Source organism: Tropicimonas sediminicola (assembly GCF_900188335.1).
GTDB classification, from domain to species: domain Bacteria; phylum Pseudomonadota; class Alphaproteobacteria; order Rhodobacterales; family Rhodobacteraceae; genus Tropicimonas; species Tropicimonas sediminicola.
In genome coordinates, this window is sequence record NZ_FZOY01000009.1 from 1 (window position 1) to 15,689 (window position 15,689).

Genomic DNA, 15,689 nt, shown 5'->3' on the forward strand with positions numbered 1-15,689 from the left:
TCAAATCAAGAAGGGCAAAGGTGGACGACTTTTACGCCGCCCGCAGCAGGGTCATCCCGCCGCTACCGTGGCCGACTTTCTCACCGCCGTTCTCAGCATCACATCGCTCTGGGCAAACCGATGCAGAACGGCATCTTAGAAAGCCTCAATGGCCGCATGCGCTATGAGCTTTTGAACGAGACCATGTTCCACGACATGGCCCTTGCCCGCTCCGCAATCCGGGCTTGGGCAGCAGATTACAATGAAGAAAGGCTCAATTGCGCCCTCGACTATCCGACCCCGAAGACGTTCGCCGAGCACCTGTCAACCGAAACCAACAGCCGCGCTGCGTCACAGGAAACCTCCGCGCACCTGTCGGTTGCTCCACCTGCGCCAATCGGCGTATCAACCCAAAGGGCTCCGGTTTCCGCTGGATGAAAGTTCACTGGCATGTCAGTGGCCATTCAGATTAGCGGATAAACTCAATCAGAATCCGTCGGCTAACACTGGGTCGGATCAGCGATAGGCGCCCTGGATTGAAACGAAGCTCTATCGATTTCGCCCCAAATAACCCACCCGTTTTGCGTCACTTTCAATATAGGCCCGGCACCAACCGATAGCGTACGCGAAGCGCGTAGTCTCGATAGCCTGGCAACTCCTCCTGCAAAGTCCGATCTTCGAGAGCCGTTCTCAAAACTGAAACGACCAATGCTACCGTCGCAGGTAGCAATGTCCACAACGAGCCCAATGCCAGAACGATACCGAACAGCGCAATGATATTTCCGGCGTAGCCCGGATGACGGACAATCCGGTACGGACCGCTTTCACACACCACGTGCCCTCTATCGATCCGAATTACTACCACGCTGTAGAAAAAGCGATTCTCTTCGATTGCCCAGGCTGCGAAAGCGTATCCAAGCGCTATCAACATGAAACCAAAGAGATTCAGCCAGGGCAGAAAGTCCGGAGACCATGAGTGGCGATGGTCCAGCCCGGCAACGATAACCATCGGATAGCTGATACTCACTGCCAATAGTGGCGCAAGAACCTTATCCCACGATTTCGCATTCTGCAGATTTTCGCTGCTCTGTCTTTCGGCAATCAATCCGGGATGCCTTTGCTCTGCCCACAAGCGCCCGCCAATTCCAAAGCCGATAATGAGCACGGCAAAGAACCACGCTTGCAACCAACCGGGGTCGCCGCTGCATATCAATAACAGCAGTGGAACGAGAAGATACGCCAGCACCAGTTTGATCCACTGACCTAGCGATCCTTTTGGAACTGGCCATTCTGGGCCACTCTTCGATGTCATGTAACACCCCGGGAGGTCAGCTTTGAGCATACACCTGCCTGAAATTAGCATCAAACGGCCAGTCGAGGCAGCCTGAGTCCGCTCTATTCGCATGCCGGGTCTTTTTCATTCACCGCGCAATGTCGTGCTGCGGCCAGATATCATGTTACCCTGACTTCACTCGCGACGGAGGTCAAACATGTCGATTGCTGCTTTTTGGCTTATCCAAGCCCCGGGTTGGTTGCTCTTTGCCTACCTCGCAGTGGCACAATGCACCGCCGCGGTGAACTATTCACTCGGGGTTCAGATGGGGACACAGGAGCCGGCCGACCGGATAACCGAGGTGGGCGTAGCATTTTTCAAAGGCTATGCGGGTGCTGATCTGGTCTTCTACACGCCAGTATTGGGTTTGGGCCTGATCGGGCACCTAATCGGATCGTCATGGGCCGGAATTGCTCTCGGTGCGGCTCTTGGGGTAACCGTGTATTGGCCGACCGCCTGTCTTTGGACGGTGAAGGCCGCTCGGGGCGCCGCTGGCTGGGACTTGCCCAAAGAAGAGCAATACTGGATTGTGCTGCCCCTTATCGCAGGGTGGGGTGCTCTTGGCCTCGCCCTTCTGCTTCTCGGAAAATGACTTTACACGAATTTTATCCCTTCGGCCGGGCGCGGCTCGTCAGCCGTGAAGGTATGAGAGAACTAATGGCCGCATAAGGTTTGGAATTCCTTCGCAGGACCAATCAGCAATCTGCCATTGCGGACCAAAGAGATCACCCAGGAAAAGGACGCCTGCAGCGCCCGAAACCATCAACCCAATGGTATAACACCAACGATATTTCCCTCCCCTGAACAACATGCTTAGGGGGACGCGAGCCGCAGCTTCCACGATCAATCACAATGGCATTAAGAAGCCGCCACAGCACTGCGAAAAATGAGAAATCCGCAATCCTCAATACACATACGGCCTATTGCAGCTTCCGCTTGTCGCAATAGGGCTGACGAGGTCGTAAGGGCCTGGAGAGCAAAGGCAGTTGTTCTGTTGCTGCCCGTGATTCAGCGAACTACAGCAAGTGTTCAGGTTGTTTGCGGCCTGCTCGATCACGGCTTGCTCGTCAGGATCGTCGGATTCTGCATACAGGTTGAGGAGATCGTTGTAGGCGCTGATGGTATTTCTGGCACTGCAGGTCGTGCTTGCACTTGGCTCAGCGGGCGCGATACCGGCGGCGAACAAGTAACTGATAACAAGTCCGCAGCCGAGAACACGAGCCGCGCTCGAACCAACGTTTGCAAACAGTTGTGTCACCATCTTGATCAGCTCCCGGATAGGTCTCGTTCGCGCTTGCTACTCCTGCAACTTGGCGGTCGAATGAGCGATGAGGGGCTTGTACCGACCTTTCCCAAGTAAGTTTTGTTGGGGTCATGGTGCTATCTGCGCGGCTCGCCCGCAACGCTTTTCGTCCTGTAGCGTCTCTTGAAACCTATCAAGTGCGTCCAACAGGCGCGACACAGGCCTTGGTTCGCGCTTCAGTGGCATGGTTGCCGATCGAGAGGACACCGCGGATAATTCGGTCGAGCCGAAGGCCTTCGATCGCGAGGGTCGGACCTGTCAGCATCTCAAGGCCGAAGCTGCCCGTACTCACCGGCTCGCCTCAACGATCGCACGGATCATCGGCTGTTACACAGCCACTTCGATCGGCTGGAAGCTGTTGGCGCGCGCGTGGCGCACCGCCAACCAGCGCGCCGCGGCCAGTGCCATCCACCGCATCTGCTTGCTCAGGCCAGGCAAGCCCTTTGGGACTATGTCGACTCCGGCCCCTACAGCGTGCCGTGAGGGAACTTGTCGCCGGGACACCGGCCCGGATTCTTCGCGTCATGCGATCACTGTGAAGTCCAGGACATCGTAGTTTCCGGACTGACCCTCGATGCGGATTTCGAACAGCTCGACTTCCGCAACCTTCAGGTCGATCGCCGCCAGCGTATTCATTGCATCCACGACGTAGCCACTTCCGAGCTGGGACACGACCGCTGCGGCAGTGGCCGCGTCGGCGACATACAGGATCGCCGTGTCCAGCCCGAGGGCTCCGTTGAAGGTCTGATTTGCGTAGTCCCCCGAAGGGCCGTTCGGTCCGATGACGAAACTGTCGTCGATCGCCGTCAGGTAATCGTCGCCAACGATGTAATCAGTGACGCCGGACGCGTGGTCGGAGGATTGCCGCCAGACAAAAACGTCGTCGCCCAGTCCACCCACGGCCATGTCCGACCCTTGTCCACCGAAGGTCAGGTGATCCCCGTCTTCCTGGCCGAACATCCGGTCGTTGCCGCTGCCGCCGGTAAGTGTGTCTCGCCCCGCATCACCGATCAGCACATCGTCACCGTCGTCGCCGTCAAGCGTGTCGTCGCCGTCACCAGCGCGAAGGACATCGTGGTCGGATAGACCCGCAAGCATGTCGTTCCCCGCCTGACCGACAATGAAGTCGTGGCCCGAACCTCCCCGCAACAGGTCGTTTCCCGCACCGCCGTCGAGGTAGTCGTTGTCTGCCTTGCCGTCGAGTTCGTCGTCGCCGTCCTCACCGATCAGGACATCGTCGCCGCCATCGCCATCGAGCACGTCTTTGCCCCATTGACCGTTGAGCCAGTCGTTGCCGTTCCCTCCGGAGGCATAGTCATTGCCCGCGCCGGCAAATACGGTGTCGCGCCCATCCTCGCCGATGATGTGATCGTCTCCGCGGTTGCCGTAGATCGTATCATTGCTCCATTGGCCGTTGAGCCAATCGTTGCCGTCGCCACCGTAGATCAGATCGTCGTCCGCGCCGCCGAAAACGGTATCGGAACCTTCCCCGCCTTCGATCTGGTCCGGACCACGGTTTCCGAAGAGCGTGTCGTCACCGTCGCCACCATCCAGACGGTCACCATCATCTCCGCCGTGGAGCTGGTCAGCCCCCGCCGCGCCGCGCAACAGATCACGTCCTGCACCGCCGTCGAGGTAATCGTTGTCCGCCTTGCCGTCGAGTTCATCGTCGCCGTCTTCGCCAATGAGCACGTCATCGCCTCCGTCGCCGTCGAGCACGTCATTGCCCCACTGGCCATTGAGCCAGTCGTTGCCGTTTCCGCCAGAGACATAGTCATTGCCGCCGCCCGCGAAGACCGTATCGCGTCCATCCTCGCCGATGATGTGATCGTCGCCGCGGTTTCCGTAGATCGTATCATTGCCCCATTGGCCATTGAGCCAGTCGTTCTCGTCACCGCCAAGGACCATGTCGTCTCCACTGCCGGCGTAGACGCGATCGGCACCGCCTTCTCCTTCGAGAGTGTCATTGCCCTGATTGCCGAAGAGTGTATCGTCGCCGTCTCCACCGCGAAGCCTGTCTTGGCCATCCCCGCCGTAGAGCATGTCATTGTGTCTCTCGCCGTCGATCCAGTCAGCCTGCGCTCCGCCGTAGATCGTGTCCCTCCCGTCACCGCCGAGAAGGACGTCGAGCCCGCCCATCCCACGGATCGTGTCGGCACCAGCGAGGCCCTTGAGGATCTCGTTCGCAGGCGTGCCCACGATCTTGTCCACGCCCCGCGTGTCGCGGATCTCAAGTGGACCGGTCGCCGACAGGACGTAGGCGCCGGTGGTGAAACGCGAGAAGCGAGTGTCGACCGGAGTGTCTTCGGGAAGGGTGCCGTGCACCTGCAGCCGGAAATCGCCAGTGTCTTGCGCCTGGAATTCAAGCGTCACCCGTTGGTCGCCATTGGCGTTGTCGCTAGCTGCAACCACCTGACCAGATGGCGACAGCACCGTCAGTTCGGGGGTCAACTGGCTGGTAGCGATTCCGCTCCGGGGCGCGTTCACGGTAAATCGGTACGTTGCGCCTTCCTGAAGCGCGATCGCGAAGACATCCTTATCGCCGTGGTAGTCGACGGATGATCGGATCGCGTCACGTGCATTTGCGAACTCGGCTATCGGGAAGACCGCCGACGTTGTGCTGTAGGCAAGCGCCAGCATGCCCTCCCAGCCATCGGAATGCAGCACACCGGGCAAGGCCAGCGACTGCGTCTTACCATGGTCATCCGGCGGCCCCGGCGCGATGTCGATCTCGCGCATCTGGATGTTGAAGCGGCCAAAGTCCTTCTTCTCATCAAAGACCTTCAGGTAGAAGGTGCCCTCTTCGAGATCGTTATGGAAGAACAGAGCGGCATTGTTGCCCGCCCCGCCGTCCTCGTCGGAGATCAGAACCGTGCCGGTGCGCAGAATGTCACCGTTCCAACTCCGCAGTTCGACGGCCGGGTCCGGCAGACCCTTGGCACGTGGCTTGCCCTCTGACCGGATGTCGAGCTGGTAGGTCTTGCCCAACTCCAGATCGACCTTGAACCAGCCTTCCCGCTGGCCGGCCCATTGGATCCTGTAGTCAGTGCTGGAGATGGGGCCGATCTCTACGGCGTTCATCGGGTTCATGATGCGTGGAAGATTCTCGCCCATTGTAGTCCCCCCTTGGATGTGTCGGTTGGTCTACCGAGGCTCCACGCGCCGAGAGGCTGGCCCGATCACAAGGTGCTGGCGTCACCACCATCTCCATCCGGGGGCTTCCCCGCCGCATGAACCCTCGATCTCTATTTAACCAGCATACAACACACGAGACTTGCCGGCATTGATGCGGGTCAGATGACAATGCCAGCCGGTGTCGCTCAAAGCGAATTGGGTTGGGGACGCCACCATCGAGCAAACGGCTGCGTTCTGATTTTTCGGACTGGAGGGCCAACTGGAGTTTATCCGACCCGCCAAAGGAAACCGGACAGCTTACGCAACCTCGCTCGCGCGATACCCATCCCCCTAGCTTCCAGCCGTAGTGGAGCACGCAGCGCGCAATAGCTGTCGGCGTGCTTGGGATGATCGTTTCATGAACAAGGCCGAGCCAAGCTGACTGCGGCAGGCTTTGACGAGCTGCGCACTGTAGCACCACCCTTGGGATATCATGGATGTGATGTTTGACTCGGCTGCCGGCCAAGAAGGGCACGTTGCGTAAACCACATGGAAACGCTCACCGGAATGATCGGTCCAAGCAACACCTGAAGGACGTCTAATTCGGCGCCTCGCGTCAGGCGTTTCGCGCCCACCTTCCGGTGCGGCACCTTCGGGATATCATGAATGTAATACGCCGGCTTGCGCACCTGCACCGGCAGGTGGCACGCCATAACCTGAACCACCAGACCCATTGGCTCGGTCCGGTCGGGCACGCTCCTCCGGAGACGCAGCATACCGCATCCCGCGACAGGCATACTGGACCCGCTTTCCGCTGCGGCACCAAGAGATACCAATCGCATGATAAACCTCAGCTGGATGCCAGCCCGGGCGAGGACGTGCTCCATCGCGGCTTTGCGAGACGTCCTGCCGACATCATGCCGGACTCCCGTGCGGCGGCGATGCTGCTCAAGCTCCGGCTGCGCCACTTGTATGAAAGACAGCCCAGAGAGGGTCGAACGGGAACGCGCTCAGCGCGCGAGTCCCTCGAGCAGCGCAGTCCGCAGGGCGTCCGCGTCCAGGCCCATCGCGACGTTCAGCCTGTGCGGCCCGGGCACCAGGGCGCCGGTGTCGAGTTCCACATCGAGGCTGCGTTCCTCGATCCTGAACAACTCCGGGTGCTCAGCCAGCAAGGGCACGCAGGGGTCGTGGAGCGGGCGGCTCTCGGCACCGTTCGTGGCGGCGAAATAGGCCTCGATCAGCGCCGCCGCGGCGATGGCCGGCGACTGGCCGGTTGCACGAAGGTCGGCGATATAGGCGGCGTCGGCCCGCAACTGGCGCGTGGCATCCAGCGGGATCAGGGTCAGCGGCAAACCGGCTGCCAGCACCGCGGCCGCGGCGTGCGGGTCGTGGGCGATATTGAACTCGGCCTTCGGGCCGACATTGCCGGGCTCATCGACCGCGCCGCCCATGGCGATCACCCGGCGGATCCGGCGCGCCACTTCGGGTGCGCGCTCCAGCAGCAGCGCGAGGTTGGTCAGCGGACCGAGACAGTGCAGGTCGACCGTCTGCGGCGGATGCGCCTCGAGCAGCGCAACCATCGCGGCGACGGCATCCGCGCTCGCGGGGGCAGCCTCGGGTTCCGGGAATTCCACGCCGCCGAGGCCGTCGTTGCCATGAATGCCGGTCTCGGGGCGCGGCTCCTTGCCAAGCGGCGCGGCGGCGCCTGCGTAAACCGACGTCGGAACCCTGGCCAGCGCACAGATGCGCCCGGCGTTGCGGGTGGTCACCGAAAGGCCGATGTTGCCCGCCACCGTGGTCAGCGCGGCGACCTCGAGCCGGGGATGCTGCAGCGCGTAGAGAATGGCGATCGCGTCGTCGATGCCCGGATCGGTGTCGATGATGATGGTCATTGCCCCAGCCCCTCCATGATGCGCACCCAGGAGCGCATGCCGCCCCGGAAGCTCGACAGATCGTATTTCTCGTTCGGGCTGTGAATGCGGTTGTCGAAGCGGGCGAAGCCCACAAGCAGCGCATCGACGCCCAGTTTCTCGCGCAAGGCTCCGATGATCGGGATCGTGCCGCCTGTCCCGCAGGTGGTCGAGCGGCCCCATTCCTGCGCCAGCGCTTCAAGCGTCGGCGCGAGGAACGGGTTGGCAGCATCCATCGCCCAGGCAGGCGAAAGGCCGTGATCGGTGAATCTGACGCTGCAATCGGCGGGCAGGTGCGCGCGGACATGGGCCTGGAAGGCGTCGCGGATCTGCGCGGGGTCCTGCCCCGCGACCAGCCGGAACGACAGCTTTGCATGGGCCTGGCAGGGGATCACGGTCTTGAAGCCCGGATCGGTATAGCCGCCCCAGACACCGTGGATCTCGCAGGAGGGCCGCGCCCAGACCTGGTGGAGCACCGGACGCCCCTGCTCGCCCGCAGGCACACTCAGGCCGACATTCCCGAGAAACCCGGCCTCGTCGAAAGGCAGAGCGGCCCATTCGGCGGCGGTCGCTTCCGGCAGTTCGGCCACGCCGTCGTAGAACCCCTCGATGGCGACCCCGCCCTGCGCGTCGCGCAGCGAGGCGAGCACCGTCGACATGACCCCGAGCGCGTTCGCGGCGGCATTGCCGAACATGCCGGAATGCAGGTCGCGGTCCCCGGCGGTGATCGTCATCTGCTGCCCGACCAGCCCGCGCAGCATGGTGGTGACGGCGGGCGTCTCGCGGTCCCACATGTCGGTGTCGCAGACGAGGACCACGTCGCAGGCCAGTTCCTCCGCCGCGTTTTCGAGGAATCCGGGCAGCGAGGCCGAGCCGCTTTCCTCCTCTCCCTCGAACAGGAAGCTGACGCGGATCGGCAGTCTCCCCCTGGTCTCGATCAGAGCGCGGCAGGCCTCGACAAAGGTCATCAGCGCGCCCTTGTCGTCAGAGGCGCCGCGCCCGACGATATGGGTGTCGCCGTCGACCGGGACCAGCACCGGCTCGAAGGGCTCGGTGTTCCACAGGTCCAGAGGATCGGGCGGCTGCACGTCGTAATGCCCGTAGAACAGCACATGCGGCGCGTCCGCCGGGCCGTCGAGATGGCCGACCACCATCGGATGGCCGGTGGTCGGGTGAACCTTCGCCTCCGCCCCCATGTCGCGCAACGTCTGCGCCAGCCACTTGGCAGCGCGGGCGACGTCGGGCGCATGGGCCGGGTCGGTCGAGACAGAAGGGATGCGGATGAAGTCGAACAGCCGCGCAAGACGGTCGTCCATCGTGGCGTCGATATGGGTGAGTGTGTCGGTCATCGGGTCTTTGCGGTCCTGTCGATTTCTACGATGCGGGCCTTGAAACGGCTTGCCACCTGAAGCGCGTCGGCAAGTGCCTTGTCCGCGTCGAGGGTCGAGACCTGGCGGTCCTGCATCAGCCATTGCCCCGCCACCATCGTGCCGCGCACGTCGGTCGGCAGGGTGGCGAAAGTCAGCATCGAATAGATGTCGTAGATCGGGTGGAGGCGCGGGTCCTCAAGCGAAATGCGGATCAGGTCCGCCTGCTTTCCGGCCTCGAGCGAACCGATCCGGTCGGCCATGCCGAGCGTCGCCGCGCCTTCGATGGTCGCCATGCGGAGCACCTCGGTGCAGGGCAGGATGCCGCGCGAGCGGCCGGCGATCTTCTGGAACATCGCGGCCGGTCCGAACTGGCTGAAGAGGTCCAGCGTGTTGCCGGACATCGGTCCGTCGGTGGCGATACCGACGTTGATGCCGCGCACGCGCAGATCGGTGATCGGCGCGATGCCGCGCCCCGCCTTGCCGTTCGACCGGGCGTTGTAGGCGACATGGACGCCGCGTTCTGCCATCAGGTCCATGTCGGCCTCGGTGGGGTACATGCAATGGGCCGCGACCAGCGCCGGGGTCAGCAGGCCGGCGCGGTCGGTCACTTCAACCGTGGTGCAACCGTGGGCCTTATGCGCCCATTCGAGCTCGGGCTCGGTCTCGGCCAGGTGCATCTGCACCGGCAGGCCGGGATGATCGGCAGACCATCTCGCGACCCGGGCCATGACCTCGAGCCCCGTGGAATAGGGCGCGTGCGGCGCGGCCGAGGCGGTGATGCGCGGGTGATCCCGATAAAGATCCGCCAGCGCGTCGAGCCGCGCGAAGCCCTCGTCCATCGTCGCGTGATCGGGGGCAGCGAAATCGGCAAGCGTCTGCCCGACGACGCCGCGCAGGCCGGCGCGGTCCAGCACCGTGCCGATCCGGTCCTCGAAATAATACATGTCCGCGACGGTGGTGACGCCACCCCGGATCAGCTCCAGCGCCGCCAGTTCCGCCCCGATTTCGACCACCTCGGCGGAGACCAGCGCCCGTTCCAGCGGCAGGATGTAGCGGAAGAGGCGGTCGTCCACGTCCTCGCCCAGTCCGCGGAACAGGGTCATCGGCATGTGGCAGTGCGGGTTGACCATGCCGGGCATGACCAGATCGCCACCCATGTCCTGCACCGCGCCCAGGCCCTCGGGCGGGTCCCCTGCCCCGAGCGACGCGATCCGGTCGCCGTCGAGCGCGATCCAGCCGCGCTCGAACTCGGTCATCTGCGCGTCCATGGTCAGGACGCGGGCATTCGCCAGGACCGTCATTCCGCTGGCAGCAGGCAGCACTGCTCGGGTTGCGGGACGAGGGTGACGTTGGCGCCGCTCTCCAATGGCGCGCTCAGCGGGCCGTTGGCCGCAACGCTGCCGCCCGGTGTTTCGCAGGTGTACTGATAGGCGCGGCCGATATACGTGCGCAGACCCAACGTCGCCGGAATGCCCTCGGCCCCGGGCGCGGCGCTGACCAGCAGCCCATCGGGGCGCGCGGCAAAGATGAACTTCTTGCCCGGCACGGTGAACTGGCTCTTGGGCAGCACGATCTGCGCCCCGCCGTCCATCTCCGCCGTGACGCTTTCGCCCATGTCCGAAATCACCCGCATGTCGACCATGTTGTCGAAACCGACGAAATCCGCAACGAAAGCGTTGGCGGGCCTGGAGTACAGCACCTCGGGTGTATCGAGCTGCATGATCCGCCCGCCCTTCATGATCGCCACCCGGTCCGAGATCGAGAACGCCTCTTCCTGGTCGTGCGTGACGTAGAGCGCGGTGGTGCCGTTCGCCTGCTGAAGCCGCCGGATCTCGACCCGCATGTCGACACGCAACTTGGCGTCGAGGTTGGACAGCGGCTCGTCGAACATCAGCAGCGGCGGATCGATGACCAGCGCACGTGCCAATGCCACGCGCTGCCGCTGGCCGCCCGACAGGTTCGCCGGGTGCCGGTCTGCCAGCGCGCCGAGGCCGACACGTTCGATCATCTCGTCGACGCGGCGGGTGCGCTCGGCACCGCCGATCTTTCGCTGTTTCAGGCCGAAGCCGACGTTGTCGCGCACGGTCAGGTGCGGGAACAGCGCATAGGTCTGGAAGACGAGGCCGATGTCGCGGGAATGGGCAGGCAGCCGGGTCAGGTCGCGCGCGCCGAGGCGGATCGCGCCCGAGGTGGGCTCCAGGAAACCGGCGACAAGGCGCAGCGTGGTGGTCTTGCCGCAGCCGGAAGAGCCCAGCAGCGACACCAGCTCGCCCTCGGCGATGTGCAGCGACAGGTCCTCCAGCACCTTGGTGGTGCCGTAGTGGGCCGTGATGTTCTCAAGCGTCAGGGATTGGGTCATTTTGTCAGGAATGTCAGTCCAAGGGTCCGCTCGACCACCGCCATGACGGCCACGGTCACGCCCATCAGCAGAACCGACACCGACGCGATGGTCGGGTCGAAGAACTGCTCCATGTGGGCCAGGAGCTGGATCGGAAGGGTCGAGACGCCGGGTCCGGTCAGGAAGATCGAAATCGACACGTCGTTGAGCGAAGTGATGAAGGCGAGGATGAAGCCGGCGATGATGCCCGCGCGGATGTTCGGCAGCACGACGATGAAAAACGCCTTGAGCCGGGGGCATCCCAGCGACACGGCGGCCTCCTCGATCGAGAAATCGAAGCTGTTGAGCGACGCGCCGACCACGCGCACCGTGTAGGGCAGCACCAGCAGCGCATGGCCGATCAGCAGTGCCGCCATGATCGGCAGGCCGATGCCCGCAGCCAACGACTTCATCAGCGAGAAGCCCAGCACGATCTCGGGGATCAGGATCGGCAGCACAAAGACGTTGCCGAGGAAGGCCGGCAACTCGACCCGGTAGCGCGCCATTGCATAGGCCGCCGGGATGCCGATCAGCATCGACAGCGTGGTGCCGCCGACGGCCAGCATGAACGAGGTGCCCATCGTGCGGGTGAAGGCCGAGATCTCGAAGATGTTGCTGAACCAGCGCAGGGTCAGGCCCTGCGGCGGAAAGGTCAGGAAGCTCGTGTCCGACAGGGCCGCGCCGATGATGACCACCAGCGGCCCCAACAGGAACAGGAAGGTGACGACTGTGGCGGCGATCAGAAGCGGGTGAATGCGGTGTTTCATGTCGTCAGCCCGCCACCGGGTTCAGCTTGCGGGCGACCTTGGACATCACCAGCACCGTGGTCAACGTCACTACCACCATCACTGCCGCGATGGTCGAGGCCCCGACCCAGTCGAAGGTGACCATCGCCCGCTGATAAAGGAACGTGCCCATCATCATCTGCCGTTCGCCGCCCAGCAGTTGCGGCGTCGCGTAGGAGGTGAAGGAGCCGGTGAAGACCAGCACTGAGCCGACGATCAGCCCCGGCACCGCCATCGGCAGCACCACCTGCCGGAAGGTCGCCGCGGGTGTCGCGCCAAGCGATGCGGCGGCGTCCGTCATGTCCTGCGGAATGCCCTCCAGCACGCCCACCAGCGTCAGGATCATCAGCGGCACGAACAGGTAGACCATCGCGACGATGACCGAACCTTGAGTGTAGAGCATCGATAGCGGCTCGGAGATGACGCCGATCTTGAGCAGGAAGCTGTTGAGGATGCCGTTCTTGCCGAGGATGACCAGCCAGGCGAATGAACGCACGACCACGCCGGTCAGCAGCGGAAAGACCGCAGCGATGATCAGCAGGCTTTTCAGGCGCGACGGCGCACGGGCAACGACCCAGGCGGTGACGAAGCCGATCGCGACCGAGATGATGGTGGTGATCAGCGCGACCTCCATGGTGCGCCAGAGCACGGTCATGCGGAACTTGGAATTGAAGAAGGCGGCGTATGTCGAGAACGGCCCCTTCGGATCGCCGAAGGTCGTCAGGAACGTCGCCAGCACCGGAAGTCCGAGGAACACGAAGACCAGCAAAGTAGCCGGTGCCACGAACAGCCAGGCGCGCAGGCGGGTAGACATTCTGTTTCCTTGAATGGGGATGGCAGGGCGCGCGCGGCGCCCCGCCCGTCAGGCAAAGGCCCGGATCAGAGGCCGAAGACCTCGTTCCAGCGGTCGATCCAGTCGATCTTGGCCGCGTTCATCTTGGCGTAGTCCATGCGGTTCAGCTTGGCGATGGCCTCGGCGCCATAGGTCCAGACCGAGGCCTGCTCCGGGGTCAGCTCGACCTCGGCGTTCACCGGGGCGTCGACGCCCTGCGCGCCGTTGGCGTGCTGGACTTCGGTGGAGAGCACGAAGTTGATGAACTCGTAGGCCAGGTCCACGTTCTCGGCCCCGGTGGGGATGTTGATCGTGTTCAGGGTAGCAATGTCGCCGTCCTCGAGCTCGGCCCAGGTCATCGACGGCACGGCCTCTTTCAGGGAGGCCAGCGTGAAGTCCTGCGCGATCGCGACCGAGGCTTCGCCGGTCGAGATCAGGTTCACCATCTCGGACCCGGTGTTGTAGTTCTTGACCGAGTTCGGCTCCAGCGCGGCGATGGCTTCGAAGGCGGCGTCGGTGTCCTCGTAGGCGTCGACACCGGCGTATTTGCCCGCCTGCACGACGACCATCGGCCCGGCGGTCGTGGTGATGCCCGGCAGGGTCACTGCCCCGGCCAGGTCCTCGCGCCAGAGGTCGTTCCACGAGGTGATCGGCTCGACGGTGTCGGCGTTGTAGACGATGCCGGCGCGGCCGACGGCATAGGCCGGGCCATAGCCGCCCTGCGGGTCCTGCGCGATGTCGTAGAGCTTCTCGATGTTCGGGATGCGCGAGCGATCGATTTCCTGGAAGGTGCCCGCCTCGATGCCGATCTGCGAATAGCTGTCGGTCAGGTAGATCACGTCGACACCGCGGCCGCCGCGCGCCTGCAGCTTGCCGAGGCGGTCAGCGTTGTTGCCGGTCTCGAACACGACCTCGCAGCCGCAGATCTCCTGGAACGGCTCGACGATGTTCGCCTGGAGCTTTTCGCCGTTGTAGCCCCACCACGAAATGGTGAACGTCTCGGCGTGTCCGGCACCGGCCGCCATCGCGGCGATGCTCGCAGCTGTCGCAAACACAATCTTCATCGCATGATCCTTCTCATTCCGTGGGGACATCCCGAGGTGAAGCGCCATACCGGAATCCCCCCTCGTTGCAAGCGAGCCTGCCCATTATTTCGGCCATTGGGAAATATCTGCTGCAATTTGCTCGAACATGCCTATCGCGGAGGCAATCGATGAATGCCCGACCTTCCCGCCGCCCGCCGAATGGGCGACCGGGAGCGGCCTCGTCCGGGTGCCTGAAAACGCGATGGCATCGAGCGTAAATGCGTATCCGGGCTTGCATTATCCTCGGAGTACCCCAAAGTATCTGCATAAGGTATACCGCACGCTTCAGATCGACACTCAGGAGCACCCCATGGCGACCTCCCTGTTCGTTCCCCGCCCCGAGGAGGCCGCGCGGATAGCAGACCTGCTGACGCCCGACCCGCTTTTCGGCGAAATCGCCGGGCTTTTCCTCGCCGCGCCGCGTCGCACCGGCAAGAGCACGTTCCTGAGGCGGGATCTCATGCCGCTCCTGCAGGAACAGGGGCGCATCGTCCTCTATGTCGACCTCTGGGCCGACAGGGAGGTGGATCCCGGCAAGCTCATTGTCACCTGCATCGCCCGGGCCCTCGAAGAGAGCGACGGGCCGATCGCGAAACTGCGCAGGAACGTCCCCTTTTCCGGCGTCGGCGCGCTCGGTTTCCGCGTCGAACTCAAATCCGCCGGCACGTGGGAAGGAACGATTCCGGATGCGCTGCTCCTTCTCGTCAAGGCGACCGGCAAGGATGTGGTGATGATCGTCGACGAGGCCCAGCACAGCCTGATCTCCGAGACCGGCAAGAACGCCATGTTCGCACTGAAGGCCGCCCGGGACGCGGTCAACCAGTCCGATCTGGAGGGGAAGCTCTACCTCGTCATGACCGGATCACACCGGGACAAGCTTGCCGCGCTGGTCCACGATCACCAGGCGCCGTTCTTCGGCGCGAGCGTCAGGGACTTTCCGCCGCTCGGCAGGGAATACACGGCGGCGCTCACCGGGCATCTCAACGCACGGCTGGCGGACAATGCAAAGCTCGACCCCGATCTTGTCGAAGCGGCCTTCGACCGGCTTGGCCGTCGTCCGGAGCGGCTGAATGCCTGCCTGAGGGAGATGATCCTCGGAACCGAGTTCGGCGAGGCGGCGCTGAACAAGCTCGTGGACGCGAGCATCGACGCGGCGCGGGAACAGCTGCTCTCGGAGATCTCGACACTTTCCGACCTGCAACAGGCCCTCCTGCGACGGATGGCAGAGGACGGCATCGAATTCGCCCCATTTACCGAAGCGACGCGGAAACGACTGGGTGCGCAGGGCAAGGCACCAAGCAAGGGGGCGGTCCAGAAGGCCCTGAACGCGCTGCGGGACAAGGGGCTGGTCTGGCGCCCCGGTTTCGGCCGCTACGTGCTCGAAAGCGCCGAAGTCGCCCAGGCCCTGCGGGGATAGCTGTGAAGCGGCGGGCAGGATTCACCCTTGTTTGATTGGCCCGGGTGCACTACTTCGATCCCACCTCGGGGTGCTCTGAGAGCTGAGATGCGCACGCGAACCCGTTGAACCTGAACCGGTTAGAACCGGCGGAGGAAAGGTCGACACTCCCAAGCCGTCCAGACTCCGCCCACAACCCAAGGAG

Annotated in this window: 14 protein-coding genes and 1 riboswitch; of the genes, 3 read left to right on the forward strand and 11 right to left on the reverse strand. The window is 63.4% G+C overall.

Features of this window, described 5'->3' with window-relative positions; all coding sequences use genetic code 11:
- Positions 1 to 417, forward strand: a 417-nt coding sequence (locus tag CHB86_RS19340; RefSeq protein ID WP_141134936.1) for an integrase core domain-containing protein, incomplete at its 5' end; no start/stop codon positions are given.
- A 154-nt stretch (positions 418 to 571) separates the two neighbouring features.
- Here the strand turns inward: CHB86_RS19340 and CHB86_RS19345 are convergent.
- Entirely contained in the window at positions 572 to 1,291 is a 720-nt protein-coding gene (locus tag CHB86_RS19345) for a methyltransferase family protein (protein ID WP_089234932.1), read from the reverse strand.
- A 178-nt stretch (positions 1,292 to 1,469) separates the two neighbouring features.
- Between CHB86_RS19345 and CHB86_RS19350 the strand changes: the two genes are divergently transcribed.
- Positions 1,470 to 1,904, forward strand: a complete 435-nt coding sequence (locus CHB86_RS19350; RefSeq protein ID WP_089234759.1) for a hypothetical protein — start codon at positions 1,470 to 1,472, stop codon at positions 1,902 to 1,904.
- A gap of 312 nt (positions 1,905 to 2,216) precedes the next feature.
- Here CHB86_RS19350 and CHB86_RS24305 read toward each other — a convergent pair whose 3' ends face one another.
- From CHB86_RS24305 to CHB86_RS19395, 10 genes are all read right to left on the reverse strand, one after another.
- Positions 2,217 to 2,573 carry a hypothetical protein gene (locus CHB86_RS24305; RefSeq protein WP_141134937.1) on the reverse strand — a complete coding sequence of 119 codons (357 nt, stop codon included), beginning with the start codon at positions 2,571 to 2,573 and terminating at the stop codon, positions 2,217 to 2,219.
- 564 nt (positions 2,574 to 3,137) lie between these two features.
- Positions 3,138 to 5,729, reverse strand: a complete 2,592-nt coding sequence (locus CHB86_RS19355) for a calcium-binding protein (RefSeq protein WP_089234760.1) — start codon at positions 5,727 to 5,729, stop codon at positions 3,138 to 3,140.
- Between the two features lie 491 nt (positions 5,730 to 6,220).
- Complete coding sequence (locus tag CHB86_RS24310) at positions 6,221 to 6,463, reverse strand: hypothetical protein (RefSeq protein ID WP_141134938.1); 243 nt, start codon at positions 6,461 to 6,463, stop codon at positions 6,221 to 6,223.
- A 276-nt stretch (positions 6,464 to 6,739) separates the two neighbouring features.
- Positions 6,740 to 7,621, reverse strand: a complete 882-nt coding sequence (locus CHB86_RS19365) for a nucleoside hydrolase (protein WP_089234762.1) — start codon at positions 7,619 to 7,621, stop codon at positions 6,740 to 6,742.
- Entirely contained in the window at positions 7,618 to 8,988 is a 1,371-nt protein-coding gene (locus CHB86_RS19370) for a M20/M25/M40 family metallo-hydrolase (protein WP_089234763.1), read from the reverse strand. Before CHB86_RS19370 ends, CHB86_RS19365 begins: the two co-directional genes overlap by 4 nt.
- Positions 8,985 to 10,310 (reverse strand): amidohydrolase family protein, encoded by a 1,326-nt coding sequence (locus CHB86_RS19375; RefSeq protein ID WP_089234764.1) that lies wholly within the window; start codon positions 10,308 to 10,310, stop codon positions 8,985 to 8,987. The genes CHB86_RS19370 and CHB86_RS19375 overlap by 4 nt, the downstream gene beginning before the upstream one ends.
- On the reverse strand, positions 10,307 to 11,368 hold the full coding sequence (locus CHB86_RS19380) for an ABC transporter ATP-binding protein (protein ID WP_089234765.1): 1,062 nt from the start codon (positions 11,366 to 11,368) through the stop codon (positions 10,307 to 10,309). Before CHB86_RS19380 ends, CHB86_RS19375 begins: the two co-directional genes overlap by 4 nt.
- A complete protein-coding gene (locus CHB86_RS19385; protein WP_089234766.1) occupies positions 11,365 to 12,153 on the reverse strand; it encodes an ABC transporter permease in 789 nt (262 codons plus the stop codon). The genes CHB86_RS19380 and CHB86_RS19385 overlap by 4 nt, the downstream gene beginning before the upstream one ends.
- Positions 12,154 to 12,157: 4 nt before the next feature.
- The gene (locus CHB86_RS19390) at positions 12,158 to 12,985 is read right to left on the reverse strand and encodes an ABC transporter permease (protein WP_089234767.1); all 828 of its coding nucleotides are present in this window, start codon (positions 12,983 to 12,985) and stop codon (positions 12,158 to 12,160) included.
- Between the two features lie 65 nt (positions 12,986 to 13,050).
- The gene (locus CHB86_RS19395; protein ID WP_089234768.1) at positions 13,051 to 14,067 is read right to left on the reverse strand and encodes an ABC transporter substrate-binding protein; all 1,017 of its coding nucleotides are present in this window, start codon (positions 14,065 to 14,067) and stop codon (positions 13,051 to 13,053) included.
- 331 nt (positions 14,068 to 14,398) lie between these two features.
- Between CHB86_RS19395 and CHB86_RS19400 the strand changes: the two genes are divergently transcribed.
- Complete coding sequence (locus CHB86_RS19400; RefSeq protein ID WP_089234769.1) at positions 14,399 to 15,505, forward strand: ATP-binding protein; 1,107 nt, start codon at positions 14,399 to 14,401, stop codon at positions 15,503 to 15,505.
- 56 nt (positions 15,506 to 15,561) lie between these two features.
- A riboswitch (TPP riboswitch) is annotated at positions 15,562 to 15,659 on the forward strand.
- Positions 15,660 to 15,689 lie beyond the last annotated feature (30 nt).